The following is a 20,130-nucleotide window of genomic DNA, read 5'->3' on the forward strand; positions in this document are numbered from 1 at the left end:
TACGCACCCTTTACGCCCAGTGATTCCGAGCAACGCTAGCCCCCTTCGTATTACCGCGGCTGCTGGCACGAAGTTAGCCGGGGCTTATTCTTGCGGTACCGTCATTATCTTCCCGCACAAAAGAGCTTTACAACCCTAGGGCCTTCATCACTCACGCGGCATGGCTGGATCAGGCTTTCGCCCATTGTCCAATATTCCCCACTGCTGCCTCCCGTAGGAGTTTGGGCCGTGTCTCAGTCCCAATGTGGCTGATCATCCTCTCAGACCAGCTACTGATCGTCGCCTTGGTGAGCCATTACCTCACCAACAAGCTAATCAGACGCGGGCCGATCTTTCGGCGATAAATCTTTCCCCGTAAGGGCTTATCCGGTATTAGCTGAAGTTTCCCTCAGTTGTTCCGAACCAAAAGGTACGTTCCCACGTGTTACTCACCCGTCTGCCACTGACGTATTGCTACGCCCGTTCGACTTGCATGTGTTAAGCCTGCCGCCAGCGTTCGCTCTGAGCCAGGATCAAACTCTCAAGTTGGACTTGAAACTTTGAGCCGGCTGATCACAACGTTTGACGAGGTCCCACCATTCTTGCCGACCCAAATTCTTTCGAACCGAAGCCGACAGCCATCCGCGATTCACATCGCTGATGACGATGGTGTAACCTTTGAAACGTGTACCGCCGAAGTCTTTCGTCCGGTCTCAATCCCCGAAAGCCGAAGCCTCCGCTGATCGAGACCCGCAAGGACTCCGCCGTCCACGTTTCTCTTTCTTCATCTTCACTTGTCAAACAGCCCGGATCCAGAAGATCCGCTTCCATCTCTGGAAGTTTCGCAAAGCGCTCACCGGACGACAAATAACAACCGATGGTTATCGGTTGTTGATTCGCTCAACCTAGTGAGGAACTTACCGGCGCGGCAAAGCGTCTTGGCAAGAGCCGAAGCAGCGCCGCGCTCAGTGGCCGGTTTATAGCCTCACCCTCGGACGCTTGTCAACGCCCATCGTCAACAAAATGTTGCACTGGGCAAAAACAAAATTGCAGCGTGAAAAGCCCCGAGCCATCGGGCATTTGCGCCGTACTTGAGCCACATTCCTGCGACGTTCTCATCGGGAAATTAAGTGTTGAATCGCCGATTGCTAGGGGTATCGGCCATTCGGTGGCTTCAGAAGACGGCGATCGTCCATGACCGCATCGCCTCATCCGGGGAACCGCAACACATCGAGGGGTTCAGGCGCCATTGATGTTCGTGATTCCCGGTTCGTGATCCTCGGATGTTCGTGACTCCCGCGCCACCTGCGCGTGATTCCCGGGCCGGCATGAAATACGCGAGACTTCCCCACGTCTCTCTTCCGGAGGGGTTTGGAGTCCGCAAAGCGCAGGAATTTCGGCGGTCGCAGATGGAACTTTGGGGGACGGCGGGTTGAATACATCACGTGGTGGACATCGCGGGCGCGAGACCGGGATTATTGATCTCGGCCACGAGCCGCCGCTTTCCGCCGACGGATCCGAAGCCGCCGTGATCGACCGCCGCCGCGTCTCCGTGCAGTGGTTCAGCGGCACCATTCTCACAGGTCTGTGCGGCGCGGCTCTCATCGGCGGCGCCGTTTTTGCGTCGCTCGACGGCGAGACCACCTTTGCGAGGATGCCCGAGCACGTGGAGGGCGCGCTGCGCGGCTCGTTTGGAGCCGGCGACCATCAGACCAGCCTTCACAAGAGCGATCGCCTGCCACCGCCGAGCGAGGCCGCCGCCGCAAAGCACGTTATCCGTGTCTCGACTGTGACCCGCGCCGGCAACCGCGACGTGATGCGGGTTCGGCCCTTCGTTCGCGTATCCGGCAACCTGTCGATGGCGACCAGCGATCTCAGCGCGAAGATCCCGCCATTCAACGCCCAACGCCTGATGGCCGACGCCGGAAGCCACGCTCCGACCGCCGAAGATGCCAGCGACGCCGCCGCGGCGGCGGCAGCGGAGCCCGACGCCGAAGTCTCCTTTGTGACCCGCGATCTTGCGCCGATCCTGCCGAAGGCGAAGATCGCAGCAACCGTTCCGATCGATGAAGTCCTGATGCAGGTGCGCGATGCCTCGAACTGGCGCGGCAATGGCGGCGTGCGCTACACCATGGCCGACGCCACGGCCGACGCCGCCGGCGCAACGTCGAGCATCAAGATGGCCTACGCCGCGGAAGGTGGCGTCGATCCCTATGCCGGATTCGAGGCCCGCATCGTCCCTGAAAACGTGACGTTGCTCCCGAAGACCAAGGAGCAACTCACCGGCGGCAATCCGGTCGGCGAGCGCGTGCATCTGGTCAAGAAAGGCGACACCGTCGTCTCGGTGCTGCGGGACCAGGGCGCGACAACGGAAGAAGCGCAGGCGATCGCGGCGACGCTCGGGCCGCGCGGCCGCAACGGCGGTCTTAAGGAAGGGCAGAAACTGCGCATCCTGATGGCGCCTGCCGCTCCCGGCCAGCGACTTCAGCCCTATCGCGTGATCGTGGCGAACGATTCGACGATCGAGGCCGTCGCCGCGCTGTCGGATCTCGGCAAATACGTCGCCGTCGACGTCGCGAGCATGAATTCAGCAGGAGAGATCGCCGACAACAGTGACAACGACGACGATGGCAGCGGTGTCCGGCTTTATCAAAGCGTCTACGAGACCGCGCTACGCGACAAGGTGCCGCCTGCCGTCATCGAAGACATGGTCCGGATCTACTCCTACGACATCGATTTCCAGCGCAAGGTGCAGCCTGGCGATTCATTCGACGTCTTCTACGCCGGAGACGACGAAGGAACGCCGGCGACCGAGAAGAATGAAGTGCTTTATACCTCGCTCACCGTGGGCGGCGAAACCAAGAAATACTATCGCTTCCAGACCCCTGACGACGCCATCGTCGATTACTATGACGAGACCGGCAAGAGCGCGAAGAAATTCCTGGTCCGCAAACCGGTCGCCAGCGCCATCATGCGGTCCGGCTTCGGCATTCGTCGTCACCCCATCCTCGGCTATGTGAAAATGCATACCGGCGTCGACTGGGCTACACCGTACGGCACGCCGATCTTCGCAGCCGGCAATGGCATCGTCGAAAAGGCCGAATGGGAAGGCGGCTATGGCAAGTACGTCCGCATCAAGCACAACAACGGCTATGAAACCGCCTATGGTCACATGTCGGCCTTCGCGAAAGGCATGGCGCCCGGCAAGCGCGTGCGGCAGGGCCAGGTGATCGGTTTCGTCGGCTCGACCGGCCGCTCCACCGGCCCCCATGTGCACTACGAAATTCTGGTCAACGGCCGTTTCGTCGATCCGATGCGCGTCAGGCTCCCGCGCGGGCGATCACTGGAGGGTCCGGTCCTTGCCAGTTTCGAGAAGGAACGCAACCGGCTCGATGCGATGATGAACAGCCACAATGCCAGCGCCCTGGTGTCGGATGCCGCTGGCTCCCCTGCCCTGCCGCAGGCCCGGCAGGTCACCAACCGCTGAGCACACAGGCGCATCGGCGTGCTGTGAACTAACGGCGACCTGTTCGACTTTTCACCTCTCTATCTTTTGCAGAATTGCAACATCCGAGCCATGACCGACCACCGCAAGCTGCTGCGTTCGATCTTCGATGCGGCTGTGGCAGCCGCGCATCCGGACGACATTCTCGATGCCTATTTGCCGCGACCGCCGAAAGGCCGCGTGATCTGCCTTGCCGCGGGAAAAAGCGCCGCCGCCATGGCGGCCGCCGCTGAACGGCACTACCTCGGCGCCGCCGGTCTCGATCCCGCGCGCTTGACCGGCGTCGCCACGACACGTCATGGCCACGGCGTGCCGACACGCCGCATTGAAGTGATCGAGGCAGGCCACCCCGTGCCCGACGAGGCAAGCTTGCGCGGCGCCGACCTCAGCCTGAAGCTCGCGAGCACCGCGAACGCCGACGACCTCCTGCTGGTGCTGCTGTCCGGGGGCGGCTCGGCGAACTGGATTGCGCCTGTGGACGGGGTGTCGTTGGCGCAGAAGCAGCAGGTCAACCGTGCCCTGCTCCGCTCCGGCGCCCCGGTCGGCGACGTCAACACGGTGCGCAGGCATCTGTCGCGGATCAAGGGCGGGCGACTGGCGCGGGCCGGCCGGCGCGCCGGGATCGTGACGCTGGCGATATCGGATGTGCCGCGCGACGAGCCGGCCGCCATTGCCTCCGGCCCGACCGTGCCCGATCCGACGACCTTGGCCCACGCCCGCGCGCTGGTGGAAAAATACAACCTCGCACTCGACGATGCCGTCATCCGTGCCCTGAACGATCCGGTCAATGAGAGCTGCAAGCCCGGCGATCCCGCCTTCGCGCGTGCCCGTTTCGAGATCATCGCGCGCCCCAAAACCTCGCTCGACGCCGCCATCAGGATCGCGCGCGATACCGGCTACGAGGTACTCGATCTCGGCGCCGATCTCGAAGGCGAGGCCCGCGATGTCGCCGCGGATCATGCGAAACTGGCGCTCCGGGCGCGCGCCGACGGCCGAAAGCTCGCCATCCTGTCGGGCGGCGAACTCACGGTCACGGTGCGCGGCAACGGACGCGGCGGGCCTAATCAGGAATATGCGCTGTCGCTCGTGTCACAGCTCAGAGACACGCCTGATATTTCCGCGCTGGCGGCCGACACCGACGGCGCCGACGGCGGCGCGGGCAACGCCTCCGATCCGGCCGGCGCCGTGATCGACGCCCGCACCTTCGCGGCGATGCGCGCGCAAAAGCTCGACCCTGCCGCCTATCTCGCCAACAACGATGCCACCGCCTTTTTCGCCGCCACCGGCGATCTGCTGCTGACCGGCCCGACGCTCACCAACGTCAATGACATCCGGGTCATCCTGGTGGATGCCGTCTGATCCGGTGATGCTGTCGCTGCATGTGTCGTCGTCACGCAACCCGCGTCAGAAGTCGCGCGCGATCCTCGCCAGCATGACGAGCAGCGCCTCGCGATTTTCCGCCCCCAGCAATTCGTTGAGGCGCGTTTCGTGCCTGGTCGAGATCAGTTTCCTGGCGCGCGACAGAACGGCGCGGCCCTTGTCGGTCAGCATCAGCACATGCGACCGGCGATCGACCGTTGAGCGCGTCCGCGCGCACAGAAGCCGGTGCGGAAACGGGATCGTGCGACCTTCCAACTGCATGACGTTCTCCCGATCGGACAGAAGCGCCCGGAAACGTCGTTGCCGGGCATCGCCAAAAAGATCGGTGCCCGGATCAAGTCCGGGCATGACGATGCCGTTAAAAACAGAGAGACTCGAACCGCGAACGCTTTTCCGGCCAATGCCTGTTGCAGCGCGGCGCGTTACGCCGAGATCAGCGCGACCTCATCGTCGTCGACCTGATCGTCGAGCGGAGCGAACGTGGTGAGCGGTCTGGTCGATAGCGTGATCGGCTTGCGTTGACCGTGCACAGCCGGCACCCCATGGGGCTGCCGTGCTTCGCGCGACAGCGCGAACAGCGTGGAGCCGACGCGGCCGCCAAGCTGAACCAGATCGCGCTCCGAGCAGCTCGATGCGACCGACAGCGCCAGCGCGTGCAGATGGCTCCGGCGGTAGCAGAACATCGCCAGCATCGCTCGTACATCCGGAGCAATGCTGGCGATGAGCTGCGGCAATCCATGCTCGTTGGCACGATACATGGTCCCCAACAGATCGTCGTTGACCGGACAGAGATCGTTCTCGAATGCGTCGCGGCTCGACATGCGGGATTCTCCTCGACCATGAGGATGCCGCGCAATTTCCTAACGAGGAGTTAACCACGCGTGCGAAGGATGCGCGGACGGCCTTGCAATCCGGTTCCGAATCGGAACCACGGTCATGGGCCGATTCGCGAACGCCGCCGGTCAGGCGTTGAACGCCATGACAACGGACAAGCCGAAGCCGGTGAGATGGTGCAGCGCCTGATCGACGCCGATCAGCGTCCAGAACCACGGATGCTGCCCCTCCTGCGTCACGTTGAAGGTGGAGGCGCAGAACCCCTTGACGCGATCCACGACGATATGGATCGCAAAATCGATAAATGCGATGAACCAGAATCGCGGCGCGATGACGAGGATCAGGACCAGCGCCAGCGCCAAATGCACGAGACAGTGCGCGAGCAGCGGCAGCGCCCAGCCGGTCTTCTGATCCTTGCCGATCGCCATCCAGGAATTCTGCAACACGAAATCGGCAATCACGTGCTTGACGGTCAGCACGGCCATCCAGCCAGCCAGCGGACCCACCGCGATCGACGACGACAATGAGGGAAGCAGCACGCGGACGCCCTTTAATTATATTTAATAAAAATAGACTCGCACACACCGAAGATACGGGTCCGGAATCCAGTATCCACAGACTATCTCATGTTACTGGATTCCCGATAGCCGCTGACACGGCTTGGGGAATGACGGCCCGAGTTTCTCACCGGCCACTCCCTCGTGCGAAAGCTACCCGCATATTTTTTAAGGACCGGCGCCGGCCCGCTCCCTGATCCCGGCGATGACGCGTTTCAAGGATTCCTGCCGCGGATCGGAATTCACGGCTGCGCGGGCCTCGGTTATGGCGCCGGCCACATCCGGACAGGCCAGCGTGCCGTCGAACGTCGGCTTGACGATTTGGTCGACGATCAAATTCCAGTCCCTCAAACTCTGCGTGTAACCCTCGCCATGGCCCTGCATCATCTCGGCCGTCGCGACCACGGCGGCGACTGCCGCAGGCTGCTTTGTCAGGCTGCGATCGACCATGTGCAGCCAGCGCTCGACCCAGACGCGCTCCCTGGCATAGCGGAGTGAGGACAACCGCCATCGCTTGAGCGAGGCTTTGATTCTGAGACGGCGACGCCCGAAGCCGCTTGCCGCGCTGAACCGCATAGTGACGGGCAGGTGCAGCCATCCCGGATACTCCAATGCCCGCAGCACGGGACCGGCCACTCTTTCCGGCAGCGACGATACCAGTTCGTCGAGACGCAGCTTGCGGACATCGTCCGGCGGAACGCCCGGACCCGCCGCGGCTCCGGCAAGCTTGAGCTGCGCCATCCGGACGACGTCGTCGTAAGCCATGCGCACGGCCATCAGCCGCGCGATGTCGGCGAATACCGCGTCATCGACATTGCGCCGGCCGATGAAGCGCCTCAGCCGGGCGACATAGAGCTGCGCGTAGCTCGGTCCCTGATAATCGATCAGGCGGTTCACGGCTTCGGCCGCGACCGGCCTCACCCCGTCGGGCAGACCAGCGGGCAGCGCCGGCACTGGATTGTCGTCGTCGCCGAGGACAGCAGCGAAGATCGAGCGGATCGCGGGAAGAGCACCGGCGGCTTTGGGAGCGCCGGGATTCATGCCAACTCGGGTGTCGCGGCCGCCGGCGCCGTACGGTCGGCGAGCCGCTCCTCGAGCTTGCCGATGTTCTGAAACAGCCGCGCGCTGGCCAGCCGTAGGAAGTAGAAGCCGAATTCGGGATTCTGGACGTAAAGCTCCTCCACTTGGCGATAGCTGACGCTGAGCACCGTGCCACTTTCGATGCATTCGAGCGACTGGGTGCGCTCGTTGGAAGGCGATAGCATCCCGAGTTCACCCACAATGGAGCCGACCGGAAGCTCGATGCCAGACTCCACCAGACGATAGCGGCCGCTGACGATGTAGAGCATCGTTTCGGCTTTCTCATCCTTGTAGAACAGCATGTCGCCGGCCTCGCATTTGCGTTTGGTCATGAAGGGCTTCAGCCAGTTCATCGACAGGTCGCCGTTCACGGACTTCTTCACTTCGCGCACGAGCAGCAGCATCTGGTGCAGGCGATAGCCGTTAAGGCAAAACAGCCCGGCGTGAAGCCCGAACTGCAGAACGTTGTGAAGCGAGATCGCGGTGATCATCAGCACGAGATTGGCCAGCATGCCGAAGACACGGAGCGGAATCATGGTCCGCATGGTGTAGGTGGCGACCACGAAGAACGAGGCGGCCAGACTGCCGATGGTTCCAAGATGTTCGGCTAAATGTGATGTGTCCATGGCGATCCAGCCAAACTCCTGACGATGATGAGGTTCGCGGCGATTTATACGGGAAGACAGCGGGTATACCCAATTATACCCCATTTCCCGGCAAAAATGCCGCCCTGCCGGCACCCTGTGGGCGCCAGCCCTCACGTCGCGCGGGCGGGGGGCATTTCGCTTCTGATGGAATCAGAAGCGAGGCTCTATGATTTTGAATTGACGCGTTTTCTTCACGCGAACCGATGCCCATCCCCGGGTCAAGCCCGAGGACATGCTGCGCTCGAAAACGCTCTCATCCACCGCGCCGCGTGCGTTGACGTCTGAACGCGATCTAAAGTTCTCCGCCGGGCGCGGGCGGGTTCGAGCCGGCCCGCTCGTTGCGCTCCTGGCCCACCGTCTGCAGATACGCGACGATATCGTGGCGGGAGGGCGCGTCGAGCACGCGCACCGGCATGCGGGAGCCGGGCACGAGTTTCTTCGGATCGGCCAGCCAATGCTCCAGATTGTCTGGGGACCAAACCAGACCGGCGCTGTTGAGCGCCGGCGAATAGTGATAGCCGGAGACAGTGCCTGCCTTGCGGCCGACCACGCCGCCCAGCCGAGGGCCTGCCTTGTCGGCGTCCAGCGCGTGACATGCGGCACATCGTTCGCTGAAAAGCTGCTTGCCATGGAGGGGATCAGGCGGCGCATTGGGCAGGAAGCGCGACAGGTTCTTGCTCTCCGACGGATTCACCGAACGAAGAAGCGTGTAGCTCAGGGTGATCGTGTCGACCGACTTGTTGTCCGAATCCTTGGCAAAGGCCGGATCGACGAAAAAGACAACCGGCATTTCGATCTTCTCATGCGGGTCGAGGCGCTCCTCGTTGAAGCAGAAGCACTGTATTTTCTTGAAGTAGGGACCGCTGGTGTCCGGCGAGACGTTGTACGTCGCATGGCTGACGATCGGCTCATTGCCGAGATTCTCGGCCGTGAAGAAAACCATCTTCTGCTCCCCGAGATGAACCGTCACGGAACGCTGTTCCGGCTCGAACCGCCACGGCAGACCCGGTGCGACATTAGTATCGAACCTAACGGTGACGGTCTTGCCGGAGACAGCGGTCGGATCCGAATACACCCGCTGCGTCGTTCCTCCGTATCCGGTCGCACTGCAGAACACACGATACAGCTCCGGCGAGTAGGCCACGAGCCCGATCATGATGCCAAGCACGACGACGACAGGCATGAGAACGTTCAGGTGCTTACGATAGCGCCGCGCCATTTCGATTCTCCCCCACCTTCCCCGGCATCGGGGATGTAGATCGATACAGCGTGGTCGTCTACCGCGGAAATGCAGACGTGGTCATGCAAAACGAGAAAGCGCATGCTTTCGGCGCGGATTGACGAATTTGTGATGTCGTTCGGATGGGATGATGGCGGCTCCTGAATGCGAGCCAGCCTCCGCACGTTCGATGGAAAAGCGGAGATCGCGTTCCTCGGCACCGGGCTGCAAAGCATCATGCAATGCCGGATCGAGTGCCGATGCTTTTGTCTTCCACTCGCCAACATACGGCCAAGAAAACAGTCGCGCAAACTCGCCAATAAAACACGGGAACTCAATGGAAGGCTGCCGGTTTTATCGCTGTTGCGTTCGCGCGACGGCGCAACGGATCGAACCTCGATGAGGAGTACCCTATGCGAACCTATATTCTGTCCCTGGCTGCCGCTGTCTCGCTCGGCGCGGCCGCCCCCGCGATGGCCTATGATACCGGTAGCCTTCTCTCGATGGATGAGGCGCTCGGCGTCGCGATGGATATCGGGCTTGCAACCGTGTCAGACACCGAGTTCGCCGGCAACGAATGGCAGATCGAGGGGCGTGACATATCCGGCCAGTATATGGAAGTCGACGTCGACGCCAACACCGGCGAGGTGCTGAACGTCGACCGGTAACGTCACCAGAGCATTTTCCGGCTAATTGGAATTCGGTGATCCGCAAGAAAATGCTCTTATAATTTGCACGTATTCTGATCGCAAAACCGGCACCTGCTTTTCCGGAATACGCGCCAGGCCAAGGTGATGAAGTCGTCCGACCTTGCGCGCCGCGTGATGACGCCGCGGGCCGCGGCCAAATGTTTGCTGCGTTCAGCGATGGCCCTTCCACCGGCTACACGCGGGACGCCAGTAATATCGGTCCATATCGCAGGGCGAACAGGCCGAAGCTGCCGATCCAAAGCATCGCCGAAATCTCGATCAACACGGGAAGCGATCCACTGGCCGCCGCAGCGACGCGCGCCACAGCGGCCAGGAACACAAGCAGATAGATCACGGCGGTGGTCCGATCCGCCGTGAGCGTGCGGCCGGTGTGGCCGAGCGAAACGCGGGTCATCACTCCAAGAACCATGGTGCCGATGGCGCCGGCGGTCAGCGCGTGGATCGCGGCAGCCTCCGCCACATGACCGGTCAACATCGATGCGCCCAACAAAGCCGCGCCGATGACGACCCAGAGATAGCCGACATGAAGAACGATCAACAGCGGTTCGGCCCCGGTGGCAATGCCGCGCCAGCGCACGAGCCGCCAGAGATTAAGCGCAGCGGCGAGAAGCAGCAGCCCGCCGACAGGCGCGAACGCCGGAAAAAGCGCCCAACCGATCATCCCGGCGTGGAGCGCACCGAGTGCGACGTTATCGACCCGGCCGTGCGCGGCTGGAAGGTTAGCCGCGCCTTGTTTGACGAGCCAGTTGCGCGTGAACACCGGAATGATCCGTCCGCCGACGACCGAAATCAGGATGATGATCGCCGTCAAGGCGAGGCGCCATCCCAGCCCCGCGGGCACGGAGAAACCGGCAAGCTCCAGATACATCAGAAGGTCGGCAAAACCGAGAACGGCAATAGGAAGCGGCATGGGCATGTTGCGCCAATTGCGGCCGGCGACGATCTCGCGGGCGCAGACGGCGCAAAGCACGAACGGAAAGGCGAGATCCGTTGCCGCGGCCAGCCAGAGCGGGATCGACGCCGACATGAGACACGCGAGGCGGCCCGCGAGCCATAACGCCGCCAGCGCGGCAAGCGGCCGGCCGTTGATCGGCGCCCGGCCGGTCCAGTTCGGGATTGCGGTCAGCAAAAAGCCGGCGATTGCCGCCAGGACGAACCCGAACAGCATTTCATGGATGTGCCATGCCAGCGGATCGAAGCGACTGGGGAGCGTGAGCCCCGTCGTGAGCATGGCAATCCATCCGGCGAGCGCCGCCGCCGACCAGATGCCGGCCATCAGAAAAAACGGTCTGAAGCCGATCGTCCAGATCGCCAGCGGCCTGTTTCTCGCCTTCTCCACGTCTGACATGGCCATGCGACATCCTCTCATCGTTCCGTCCGATCATAGCAGCCAACGCACTGTCGGTGCACGGGTCGCCGGCCGCGGAGGACGGTATCCTCGATGCGCGAGCATGAGGTTGCGCTGACGCAAACCGGGAGGTTCGGCTCAGCCTGGGTGAGGGAGCCGGGGTCGCATAGACCGTATCGAACAGGCCGACTAAATCCGAATCATCCGGCGTCGCCGCTTCGCCAATCCGACAGAATCGCAAACAGTTCATCGCGCGAAAACGGTTTTGAGAGTCTGGGCCGGTCCGAATATTCCAGCGGAAAGGCCCTGTCGCCACTGTAGCCGGTCACAAAGGCAAACGGGATTTTCAGAACGGCCAGCCGCCTAGCGACAGCAAAGCTTTTTTCCTCGGAGAGCCCGATGTCGAGAAGCGCAAAGTCCGGAGCACGTTCGGCGATCATCGCCAGCGCTTGCGCGACATTTGAGGCGATCCGGACCGATGTCACGCCGAACTCCGCGACGGTCTGCTCGAAGTCGAGTGCGATGATGGCATCGTCCTCGACGATCAAAACGTCGCCGGGGGTGGCGCCTGGCACCGCCGCCGAAGCAACGGGAACGATAGGCTTCATAAGTCTGACCCAATGATGGCTGGAATTTTTCCTGGACACCGGATGAGGACGCCCCCTTTCCGGTTCCCGTCCGGAACCGACCATACCGCCAAGGTGTTGTCTGTTCACTTTTGAACATAACTCAACAGACGCTTTTGTTAGAATCCTGGGAACAGGATGGCGCCGCATGGCCGCACAGCAATATCTACCGACGAACCATAATCGCCCGTTCAACAACCTCCTGCGCAGGCTCAGCGACGCCGATTTCAAGCTGATCGAACCATTTCTCGTCACCGTGACCGGAGCAAGCGACGACCTCCTCTACAATCCCGGGGACAATGTCGAGATCGTCCACTTCCCATGCGGACCGAGTCTTGCATCCTATCTCGTCCCCAACGAGGACGGCCGCGATGTCGAAACCATTCTGGTTGGGCGTGAGGGCGCTGTTGGCGGCATCGTCAGCCATGGATTTTTGCCGGCCTATACGCGGATCACGATCAAGGTCGGCGGCCCGTTTGTGCGATTGCGCATCGCCAAGCTGGAAGCCGCAAAAGCCAAATCGCCCACGCTGCGCAACCTGTTCGCACGCTATGCCGACTGCATGCTGGCCCAGGTTTTTCAGTCCACCGCCTGCAACGCCATCCATTCGATCGAGCAGCGCACGGCCAAGTGGATCCTCTCGGCGATGGAGCGGACCGACAGCGATCTCGTACCGCTCACCCACGAGCAGTTGTCGACCATGCTGGGGGTCGGCCGCAGCTACGCCAGCCGGGTAATCCAGACCTTCAAGGCCGAAGGTGTTCTGGAGACCCGGCGCGGCGCCCTCCTGGTGCGTAACCGCGATGCTTTGGCCCTCCGCGCCTGCCTCTGCAACAACGCGGTCAAAAGCCATTTCGAGGAGGTTTTACGGGGGGTTTACCCGATCGAAGAAGCACAACCTGCGCAGCAGCCCCTATCATCTGCAAAATGAGTTCGACAAACGGCAAACGACGCATTGTTTTTTTGACCATTTCTGACTATATCGCGTTGCAGCGAAGGTGCCCGGAGCTGTAACTCGGGTTATTCGTGTCTAACCGCGTTTGAGAAAAGAAGTGGCGCCAATGACTTGGCCGGAAGCGACGACCCTTTAACCGCTTTCGCCGCGTGATTTGATCACGCCGCGCCCCATTCGATTGACCTTCACCCGCAAGACGAGAACGCCGCCTAATATTTGGGCGATGCGTGGTCTTCCCGATCAAAAAGAAACCAGTTCCATGAACCTCCGTAACATCGCCATCATCGCCCACGTCGACCATGGCAAGACCACTCTCGTCGACAAGTTGCTGCAGCAGTCCGGCACCTATCGCGACAACCAGCGCCAAGTCGAACGCGCGATGGATTCCAACGATCTGGAACGAGAGCGTGGCATCACCATTCTCGCCAAGTGCACCTCGGTGCATTGGGAAGATACCCAGATCAACATCGTCGACACCCCTGGCCATGCCGACTTTGGCGGCGAGGTCGAGCGCATTTTGTCGATGGTCGATGGCGTGATCGTGCTGGTCGATGCTGCCGAAGGTCCGATGCCACAGACCAAATTCGTGGTCAGCAAGGCGCTGAAGCTTGGCCTCAAGCCGATCGTCGCGATCAACAAGGTCGATCGCCCGGACGCGCGCGTCACGGAAGTCGTCAACGAGGTGTTCGATCTGTTCGCCGCGCTCGATGCCACGGACGAACAGCTCGATTTTCCGATCCTCTACGGTTCCGGTAAGAACGGCTGGATGGGCAACTCTCCCGACGCCTCGCACGACGATCGCATGAAGCCGCTGTTCGAACTGGTGATCAAGCACGTTGCGCCGCCGGCGGTCGAGGAAGGCCCATTCCGCCTGCTCGGCACCATCCTCGAAGCCAACCCCTATCTCGGCCGTATCATCACCGGCCGCATCGCCTCCGGCTCGGTCAAGCCAAACCAGTCGGTGAAGGTGCTGTCGCGCGACGGCAAGGTGGTCGAGACCGGGCGTATCACGAAAATTCTCGCTTTCCGCGGCCTCGAGCGGCAGCCGGTGGAATTCGCCGAAGCCGGCGACATCGTCGCCATCGCAGGCCTGCCGAAAGGCACCGTCGCCGATACCTTCTGCGATCCCTCGGTGGAAACACCGATCCAGGCGCAGGCTATCGACCCCCCGACCGTCTCGATGTCGTTCATTGTCAACAACTCGCCGCTCGCCGGCACCGAAGGCGACAAGGTCACCAGTCGCATGATTCGCGACCGCCTGCTGCGCGAGGCCGAAGGTAACGTCGCGCTGAAGGTGGTCGAGGCCTCCGACAAGGATGCGATGGAGGTTTCCGGCCGCGGCGAATTGCAGCTCGCGATCCTGATCGAGACCATGCGCCGCGAAGGCTTTGAACTCTCGGTGTCACGTCCGCGCGTGGTGCTGACAAAGGATGAGAACGGCCAGCTGCTGGAGCCAGTCGAGGAAGTCGTCATCGACGTCGACGAGGAGTTCTCCGGCGTCGTCGTGCAGAAGATGAGCGAACGCAAGGCCGAGATGATCGAGATGCGTCCGTCCGGCGGCAACCGTCTGCGGCTGGTGTTCTACGCGCCGACCCGCGGCCTGATCGGCTATCAGGGCGAACTGATGACTGACACCAAGGGCACGGCTATCATGAACCGCCTGTTCCATAACTACCTGCCCTACAAGGGTGATATCCAGGGCCGCCGCAACGGCGTGCTGATCTCCAACGACCAGGGCGAAGCCGTTGCGTACGCCATGTTCAAGCTGGAAGATCGCGGCCCGATGATGATCGAGCCGGGCTGGAAGGTCTACAAGGGCATGATCGTCGGCGAGCACACCCGCGACAACGACCTCGAGATCAACGTGCTGAAGGGCAAGCAGCTCAACAATATCCGAACCACGTCGAAGGACGAGGCGGTGCGGCTGACGCCGCCGATCAGGATGACGCTGGAAAAAGCGCTGGCCTATATCGAGGGCGACGAGTTGGTCGAGGTGACGCCGAAGTCGATCCGCCTGCGCAAGAAGCACCTCGATGCCAACGAGCGCAAGCGCGCCGAGAAGACCAAGGAGATGGTGGCGTAAGGATCATCCTGCGATGATCGTCGTCCACGAGCGGCCTACGGCACTTTTCCAGAGCCGCACTTAGAGCCTTTTCGCTTCTGATGGAATCAGAAGCGGGGCTCTATGATTTTGATTTGACGCGTTTTCTTGACGCGAACCGATATCCACTTCGCTCGAAAACGCTATAAGTCGCGTCATTGCGAGGCGCCTCGCGCCGAAGCAATCCAGAAAGCCTCGAAAGAAAAACTGGATTGCTTCGCGGAGTTTATCATCGGCGGCGCTTTGCGCCGGCCCGTTGGCTCGCAATGACATCTGAACGAAAACGCCAGGCGAAGCGGCACCGCACTTATCCCGCCGCGTTAAGGCACCAGGCCAGAATGCCCTTCTGGGCGTGCAGCCGGTTTTCGGCCTCGTCGAACACCACCGACTGCGGTCCGTCGATCACCTCGTCGGTGACCTCGTCGCCGCGGTGCGCCGGCAGGCAGTGCATGAACAGCGCGTCCGGATTGGCAAGCGACATCAGCTTGGCGTTGACCTGGTAGGGCTTGAGCAAATTGTGACGATGCTCGCCGTCCTTGTCGCCCATCGATACCCATGTATCGGTGACGATGCAGTCGGCGCCGCGCACCGCCGCTTCCGGATCGGTGCCGAGCCTGATCGGCGCCCCGCTCGACCTGATCCAGTCCTTCAGCAACTTGTTCGGCGCGAGTTCCGGCGGGGTCGCGATGTTGAGATTGAAGCTGAAGCGCTCGGCCGCATGAGCCCACGACGCCAGCACGTTGTTGTCGTCGCCGGTCCACGCCACGGTGCGGCCCTCGATCGGCCCGCGATGCTCCTCGAAAGTCATCACATCGGCCATCACCTGGCAGGGGTGCGAGCGCCGCGTCAGCCCGTTGACGACGGGCACGGTTGCGTGCGTGGCCAACTCCGTCAGCGCGTCGTGGCTGAGGATGCGGATCATGATGATATCGACAAAGCGCGACAGCACCCGCGCGGTATCCGCGATGGTCTCGCCGCGTCCGAGCTGCATTTCGGCCCCGGTCAGCATGATCGCCTCGCCGCCGAGTTGGCGCATGCCGACATCGAACGACACGCGGGTGCGCGTCGAGGGCTTGTCGAAGATCATCGCCAGCGTCTTGCCGTCGAGCGGCTTGTCGGCGATCCGGCCCTCCTTGCGTCGCTTCTTCATCGCCACGCTGGCATCGAGGATCGCGCGCAGTTCCGTCGTCGGCACGTCGAACAGGTCGAGAAAATGCCGTGGCGCCTTGCTCATTGCGCCGCTTCCTTCTTCGCGGATGCGCCGGAGAGTTTGGCGCAGGCCCGCTCCAGCCGCCGCACCGACTCCTCGATCTCCGCCTCGCTGACGATCAGCGGCGGCAACAAACGCACGACGTTGTCGCCGGCGCCGACCGTTAACAGCTTTTCCTCGCGCAGCGCGCCGACCAGATCGCCCGACGGCACCACGGCCTTGAGGCCGATCAGAAGGCCCTCGCCGCGCACCTCGCTCAGCACATCCGGATGGCGATCGACGACCGATGCCAGCTTCTGCTTCAGCAGCAGCGACATCTTCTGCGTCCGCTCGAAGAAGCCGGGCTCCAGCATCACGTCGAGCACGGCATTGGCCGCGGCGACCGCCAGCGGATTGCCGCCGAAGGTCGAGCCGTGCGAGCCCGGCGTCATGCCGGACGCGGCTTCCGCTCTCGCAAGACAGGCGCCGATCGGAAAACCGCCGCCGAGCGCCTTCGCCAGCGACATCACGTCCGGCGCGACGCCGATGCGCCTGTAGGCAAAGAGATCGCCGGTGCGGCCCATGCCGGTCTGCACCTCGTCGAATGCCAGCAGCAGGCCGTGCTCGTCGCAGAGCTGACGCAGCGCACGGAAGAACGCATGGGACGGCTCGCGCACGCCGCCTTCGCCCTGTAGCGGCTCGATCAGGATGCCGGCGGTCGCGGGGCCGATCGCCTTCTTCACAGCCTCGATATCGTCGAGCGGCACCTGGTCGAAGCCGTCCGCCGGCGGCCCATATCCGTCGAGATATTTTTTCGAGCCGGTGGCCGCCAGCGCCGCCAGCGTGCGGCCATGGAAGGCGCCCTCGAAGGTGACGATGCGATAGCGTTCCGGATGACCCTTGGAGGCATGATAGCGGCGCATCACCTTGATGGCGCACTCCACCGCCTCGGCGCCGGAATTGGCGAAGAAGACGAAGTCGGCGAAGCTCTGCTCGCACAGCCGTGCCGCCAGCCGCTCGCCGTCCGGCGACTTGAACAGGTTCGAGACGTGCCAAAGCTTTGCCGCCTGCGCCTGAAGCGCGGCGACGAGATGCGGATGGCAGTGGCCCAACGCATTGACGGCAACGCCGCTGGTGAAGTCGAGATAGCGTCCACCGTCGGATCCGACCAACCAGGCGCCTTCGCCGCTGTCGAATGAGAGATCGGCCCTTGCGAAAACGGGCAACAGATGGGACGCCGCGGCTCTGGTCATGACGGTTTTGCCGGTTGATGGGGGGGCGGATCGATCCGACTGCGCTGCGGCGCGATCGATGAACTGTCAGCCCCGGAAACGAAACGTGCCGCCTTTCCGGCGGCACGTGAGGGTTATTCTAGGTGCGCGGCGATCACTGTCAATATTCCAGTGGTCCGATTTCAGCATTCGCATCCCGGTCCAGCGAGCGCCTTTGTGAATGCAGGAACGGGACCAGCGGCAATACCAGAGCGTTTTCGAGCGAAGTGGGCACCGGTTCGTGTGAAGAAAACGCGTCAATTCAAAATCATAGAGCCTCGCTTCCGATTCGATCAGAAGCGAAAAGGCTCTGGGTTCCAGAACACGCCGGTGATGCGCGAAAGTCGCAGAGAGAGCCGATCTTTCCGATTTTCTTGCAGAACATGTGGACGCCGCCAGGCCGGACTCTTGCGCGCGAGTCACGGCATATTGTAGCGTTAGGACCGTCGGATACGACATCTCGTGCGGCGGCTTTGATCCTCGATGGTCCTGTTCTCGGCGTAAGCGCCCGGGCGGTTTTCCCGCCCGGCGAGGGTTAAGGGATTCTGTCCACACGGGTTTTCAGGGGGACGCTTCAGGTGCGGCCTTAGCGGAGGCACGCGTGACACAAGGGAAAACGTGCGATGACGGTGATAACCTGGACCGACGACCGCGTCGAACAACTGAAGAAGCTCTGGGAAGCGGGCCTCTCCGCAAGTCAGATCGCCGCTGAGATCGGCAACGTGACGCGCAATGCGGTGATCGGCAAGGTACACCGGCTCGGTCTGTCGGGCCGCGCCAAGAGTCCTTCGTCAGCGGTGTCGCGGCCGCGCAAGGCCCGTCCGGCCCAGCACGTCATGCGGGTATCGCGCCCGGTCTCCCGCGGCAACACCGCGCTCGCGCACGACTTCGAGGTCGAACTCGAGCCGGATCCGATCGCCTTCGACAATGTGGTGCCGATGAGCCAGCGGCTGTCTCTGCTCCAACTCAGCGAAGCCACCTGCCACTGGCCGGTCGGCGATCCCTCGAGTCCGGAATTCTTCTTCTGCGGCGGCAAGGCACTCAACGGCCTACCCTATTGCGCGCACCACTCGCGCATTGCCTATCAGCCCGCCGCCGACCGCCGCCGCCAGCCGCCGAAGGTGCGGTAAGACTTCAGCAACTTTCATGAGCGTCGTCCCTGCGAACGCAGGAGCCCATAGCCACCGCCACGCGTTGTAACAACGGCGCTGGCCCCAGTCGCCTGCCAAAACGGAAATGTCCTGGCGTATGGGTCCCTGCGTTCGCAGGGGCGATAGCGGTTTGCTTACTCGACCGCTTTCTGAAACCGCTCGTCCAACGCGTAGCCTGCGCCGCGCACTGTGCGGATCGGATCCTGCTCGCCGCCGGGATTGAGCAGCTTGCGCAGCCGCCCGATATGAACGTCCACGGTGCGCTCGTCGATGTAGATGTCGCGGCCCCAGACGCTGTCGAGCAGTTGCTCGCGACTGAACACCCGGCCGGGATGCTCGAGGAAGAATTCCAGCAGGCGATACTCGGTCGGACCGAGATCGATCGGGCGGCCGGAACGCGCGACGCGGTGTTTGTCACGATCGAGCTCGATGTCGCCGAAGCTCAGGATCGTGGCGAGCCGCTCCGGGCTCGCGCGCCGCAGCAGCCCCTTCACCCGCGCCAGAAGCTCCGGCACCGAGAATGGCTTGACGATGTAGTCATCGGCGCCGGTCGCAAGCCCCCGCACCCGCTCGCTCTCCTCGCCGCGGGCGGTGAGCATGATGATCGGAAGTTGCCTGGTCTCGGGGCGCGCCCGCAGACGGCGGCACAGTTCGATGCCGGACAGGCCAGGCAGCATCCAGTCCAGCACCACAAGATCGGGGGTGCGCTCCTTCAGCCACGTATCGGCCTCGTCGCCGCGCGCCACCGTTTCAACCTCGTAACCTTCGGCGTCGAGATTGTAGCGCAGCAGCGTCGTCAGCGCCTCCTCGTCCTCGACCACCAGAATGCGTGCACTCATCGTGTTCTCGCCTGCTCTGGTTTCAGTTTCCCGGCGCCGCCGATGCGAAACCCGTCGTGTCCCCCTTGGGACGCTTGTCGAGCATCTGCTGGCCCTCGATCATGTAGAACACCGTCTCCGCGATATTGGTTGCGTGGTCGCCGATCCGCTCGATGTTCTTGGCGCAGAACATCAGGTGGATACAGAACCCGATATTGCGCGGATCCTCCATCATGTAGGTCAGGAGTTCGCGGAACAAAGAGGTGCAGATGGCGTCCACCTCCTCGTCCCCCTTCCAGACCGCCATCGCCGACGGCAGGTCGCGCGCCGCATAGGCGTCGAGCACCGACTTGACCTGGGACTGCACGAGGTCGGTCATGTGCTCGAGGCCGCGGATCAGTTTCATCGGATGGAAATCGCTATCGAGCGCAACCACGCGCTTGCCCATGTTCTTGGCGAGATCGCCAATCCGCTCCAGATCGGCGGCGACCCGCATGGCGCCGACGATCGCGCGCAGGTCGACCGCCATCGGTTGCCGCCGCGCGATGGTGAGCACGGCGCGTTCCTCGATCGTGCGCTGCAGCCGGTCGATTTCGGCATCGGCGGCGACGACGCGGGCGCCCAATGCGGTGTCGCGGCGGATCAGCGCATCCAGGGATTCGACGATCTGCCGTTCGGCGAGACCGCCCATCTCGGCAACCAGCCGCGTCAGCTCCTGGAGATCGTCGTCGAAAGCCTTGGCGGTGTGTTCGAAAGCCAT

The 20,130-nt window shown here is 62.5% G+C and carries 17 protein-coding genes, 1 rRNA gene and 1 pseudogene (1 of these 19 running past the window's edge); 6 read left to right on the forward strand and 13 right to left on the reverse strand.

Annotated elements, in window-relative coordinates:
- Window positions 1-528 (reverse strand): 16S ribosomal RNA (locus tag V4R08_RS09140); it reaches 961 nt to the left of the window's first position.
- Between the two features lie 883 nt (window positions 529-1,411).
- On the opposite strand from V4R08_RS09140, the gene V4R08_RS09145 reads away from it, so the two are divergent.
- Together V4R08_RS09145 and V4R08_RS09150 are read left to right on the forward strand one after the other, a co-directional pair.
- Window positions 1,412-3,466 carry a peptidoglycan DD-metalloendopeptidase family protein gene (locus V4R08_RS09145; protein WP_335579069.1) on the forward strand — a complete coding sequence of 685 codons (2,055 nt, stop codon included), beginning with the start codon at window positions 1,412-1,414 and terminating at the stop codon, window positions 3,464-3,466.
- A gap of 90 nt (window positions 3,467-3,556) precedes the next feature.
- On the forward strand, window positions 3,557-4,843 hold the full coding sequence (locus tag V4R08_RS09150) for a glycerate kinase type-2 family protein (RefSeq protein ID WP_335579070.1): 1,287 nt from the start codon (window positions 3,557-3,559) through the stop codon (window positions 4,841-4,843).
- Between the two features lie 45 nt (window positions 4,844-4,888).
- Here V4R08_RS09150 and V4R08_RS09155 read toward each other — a convergent pair.
- From V4R08_RS09155 to V4R08_RS09180, 6 genes and pseudogenes are all read right to left on the reverse strand, one after another.
- A pseudogene (locus V4R08_RS09155) lies at window positions 4,889-5,089 on the reverse strand (winged helix DNA-binding protein); the annotation flags it as partial.
- 197 nt (window positions 5,090-5,286) lie between these two features.
- Window positions 5,287-5,685 (reverse strand): hypothetical protein, encoded by a 399-nt coding sequence (locus V4R08_RS09160; protein WP_335579071.1) that lies wholly within the window; start codon window positions 5,683-5,685, stop codon window positions 5,287-5,289.
- 141 nt (window positions 5,686-5,826) lie between these two features.
- Window positions 5,827-6,237 (reverse strand): DUF3307 domain-containing protein, encoded by a 411-nt coding sequence (locus V4R08_RS09165; RefSeq protein WP_335579072.1) that lies wholly within the window; start codon window positions 6,235-6,237, stop codon window positions 5,827-5,829.
- Window positions 6,238-6,423: 186 nt separating this feature from the next.
- Window positions 6,424-7,296: a DUF6537 domain-containing protein gene (locus V4R08_RS09170; protein WP_335579073.1), complete on the reverse strand. Its 873-nt coding sequence runs from the start codon at window positions 7,294-7,296 to the stop codon at window positions 6,424-6,426.
- Complete coding sequence (locus V4R08_RS09175) at window positions 7,293-7,961, reverse strand: Crp/Fnr family transcriptional regulator (protein WP_335579074.1); 669 nt, start codon at window positions 7,959-7,961, stop codon at window positions 7,293-7,295. Before V4R08_RS09175 ends, V4R08_RS09170 begins: the two co-directional genes overlap by 4 nt.
- Window positions 7,962-8,274: 313 nt before the next feature.
- Window positions 8,275-9,201 carry a cytochrome c oxidase assembly protein gene (locus V4R08_RS09180; RefSeq protein WP_335579075.1) on the reverse strand — a complete coding sequence of 309 codons (927 nt, stop codon included), beginning with the start codon at window positions 9,199-9,201 and terminating at the stop codon, window positions 8,275-8,277.
- A gap of 413 nt (window positions 9,202-9,614) precedes the next feature.
- Between V4R08_RS09180 and V4R08_RS09185 the strand changes: the two genes are divergently transcribed.
- Entirely contained in the window at window positions 9,615-9,869 is a 255-nt protein-coding gene (locus V4R08_RS09185; protein ID WP_335579076.1) for a PepSY domain-containing protein, read from the forward strand.
- A 214-nt stretch (window positions 9,870-10,083) separates the two neighbouring features.
- Here the strand turns inward: V4R08_RS09185 and V4R08_RS09190 are convergent, their stop codons facing one another.
- A complete protein-coding gene (locus tag V4R08_RS09190) occupies window positions 10,084-11,265 on the reverse strand; it encodes an NnrS family protein (RefSeq protein ID WP_335579077.1) in 1,182 nt (393 codons plus the stop codon).
- A 194-nt stretch (window positions 11,266-11,459) separates the two neighbouring features.
- Window positions 11,460-11,867, reverse strand: a complete 408-nt coding sequence (locus V4R08_RS09195) for a response regulator (RefSeq protein ID WP_335580224.1) — start codon at window positions 11,865-11,867, stop codon at window positions 11,460-11,462.
- 166 nt (window positions 11,868-12,033) lie between these two features.
- Between V4R08_RS09195 and V4R08_RS09200 the strand changes: the two genes are divergently transcribed.
- Together V4R08_RS09200 and typA are read left to right on the forward strand one after the other, a co-directional pair.
- Window positions 12,034-12,816: a Crp/Fnr family transcriptional regulator gene (locus V4R08_RS09200; protein WP_335579078.1), complete on the forward strand. Its 783-nt coding sequence runs from the start codon at window positions 12,034-12,036 to the stop codon at window positions 12,814-12,816.
- A gap of 283 nt (window positions 12,817-13,099) precedes the next feature.
- Complete coding sequence (gene typA / locus V4R08_RS09205; RefSeq protein WP_335579079.1) at window positions 13,100-14,923, forward strand: translational GTPase TypA; 1,824 nt, start codon at window positions 13,100-13,102, stop codon at window positions 14,921-14,923.
- 325 nt (window positions 14,924-15,248) lie between these two features.
- Here typA and argF read toward each other — a convergent pair whose 3' ends face one another.
- Both argF and V4R08_RS09215 read right to left on the reverse strand, forming a co-directional pair.
- A complete protein-coding gene (gene argF, locus V4R08_RS09210) occupies window positions 15,249-16,175 on the reverse strand; it encodes an ornithine carbamoyltransferase (protein ID WP_335579080.1) in 927 nt (308 codons plus the stop codon).
- Window positions 16,172-17,383 (reverse strand): aspartate aminotransferase family protein, encoded by a 1,212-nt coding sequence (locus V4R08_RS09215; protein WP_335579081.1) that lies wholly within the window; start codon window positions 17,381-17,383, stop codon window positions 16,172-16,174. The genes argF and V4R08_RS09215 overlap by 4 nt, the downstream gene beginning before the upstream one ends.
- A gap of 641 nt (window positions 17,384-18,024) precedes the next feature.
- On the opposite strand from V4R08_RS09215, the gene V4R08_RS09220 reads away from it, so the two are divergent.
- The gene (locus V4R08_RS09220; protein WP_335579082.1) at window positions 18,025-18,531 is read left to right on the forward strand and encodes a GcrA family cell cycle regulator; all 507 of its coding nucleotides are present in this window, start codon (window positions 18,025-18,027) and stop codon (window positions 18,529-18,531) included.
- A gap of 155 nt (window positions 18,532-18,686) precedes the next feature.
- Here the strand turns inward: V4R08_RS09220 and phoB are convergent, their stop codons facing one another.
- Together phoB and phoU are read right to left on the reverse strand one after the other, a co-directional pair.
- The gene (phoB, locus tag V4R08_RS09225) at window positions 18,687-19,391 is read right to left on the reverse strand and encodes a phosphate regulon transcriptional regulator PhoB (RefSeq protein ID WP_335579083.1); all 705 of its coding nucleotides are present in this window, start codon (window positions 19,389-19,391) and stop codon (window positions 18,687-18,689) included.
- A gap of 22 nt (window positions 19,392-19,413) precedes the next feature.
- On the reverse strand, window positions 19,414-20,130 hold the full coding sequence (phoU, locus tag V4R08_RS09230) for a phosphate signaling complex protein PhoU (protein WP_335579084.1): 717 nt from the start codon (window positions 20,128-20,130) through the stop codon (window positions 19,414-19,416).

Source organism: Nitrobacter sp. NHB1, from assembly GCF_036964665.1.
GTDB lineage: Bacteria > Pseudomonadota > Alphaproteobacteria > Rhizobiales > Xanthobacteraceae > Nitrobacter.

Coding starts and splice junctions, on each gene's coding strand:
- V4R08_RS09190 (WP_335579077.1), bottom strand. CDS start 11,265: ATGGCCATGTCAGACGTGGAGAAGGCGAGAAACAGGCCGCTGGCGATC.
- phoU (WP_335579084.1), bottom strand. CDS start 20,130: ATGGCTTTCGAACACACCGCCAAGGCTTTCGACGACGATCTCCAGGAG.
- V4R08_RS09170 (WP_335579073.1), bottom strand. CDS start 7,296: ATGAATCCCGGCGCTCCCAAAGCCGCCGGTGCTCTTCCCGCGATCCGC.
- V4R08_RS09160 (WP_335579071.1), bottom strand. CDS start 5,685: ATGTCGAGCCGCGACGCATTCGAGAACGATCTCTGTCCGGTCAACGAC.
- V4R08_RS09150 (WP_335579070.1), top strand. CDS start 3,557: ATGACCGACCACCGCAAGCTGCTGCGTTCGATCTTCGATGCGGCTGTG.
- V4R08_RS09215 (WP_335579081.1), bottom strand. CDS start 17,383: ATGACCAGAGCCGCGGCGTCCCATCTGTTGCCCGTTTTCGCAAGGGCC.
- V4R08_RS09175 (WP_335579074.1), bottom strand. CDS start 7,961: ATGGACACATCACATTTAGCCGAACATCTTGGAACCATCGGCAGTCTG.
- phoB (WP_335579083.1), bottom strand. CDS start 19,391: ATGAGTGCACGCATTCTGGTGGTCGAGGACGAGGAGGCGCTGACGACG.
- V4R08_RS09195 (WP_335580224.1), bottom strand. CDS start 11,867: ATGAAGCCTATCGTTCCCGTTGCTTCGGCGGCGGTGCCAGGCGCCACC.
- V4R08_RS09185 (WP_335579076.1), top strand. CDS start 9,615: ATGCGAACCTATATTCTGTCCCTGGCTGCCGCTGTCTCGCTCGGCGCG.
- argF (WP_335579080.1), bottom strand. CDS start 16,175: ATGAGCAAGGCGCCACGGCATTTTCTCGACCTGTTCGACGTGCCGACG.
- V4R08_RS09200 (WP_335579078.1), top strand. CDS start 12,034: ATGGCCGCACAGCAATATCTACCGACGAACCATAATCGCCCGTTCAAC.
- V4R08_RS09220 (WP_335579082.1), top strand. CDS start 18,025: ATGACGGTGATAACCTGGACCGACGACCGCGTCGAACAACTGAAGAAG.
- typA (WP_335579079.1), top strand. CDS start 13,100: ATGAACCTCCGTAACATCGCCATCATCGCCCACGTCGACCATGGCAAG.
- V4R08_RS09180 (WP_335579075.1), bottom strand. CDS start 9,201: ATGGCGCGGCGCTATCGTAAGCACCTGAACGTTCTCATGCCTGTCGTC.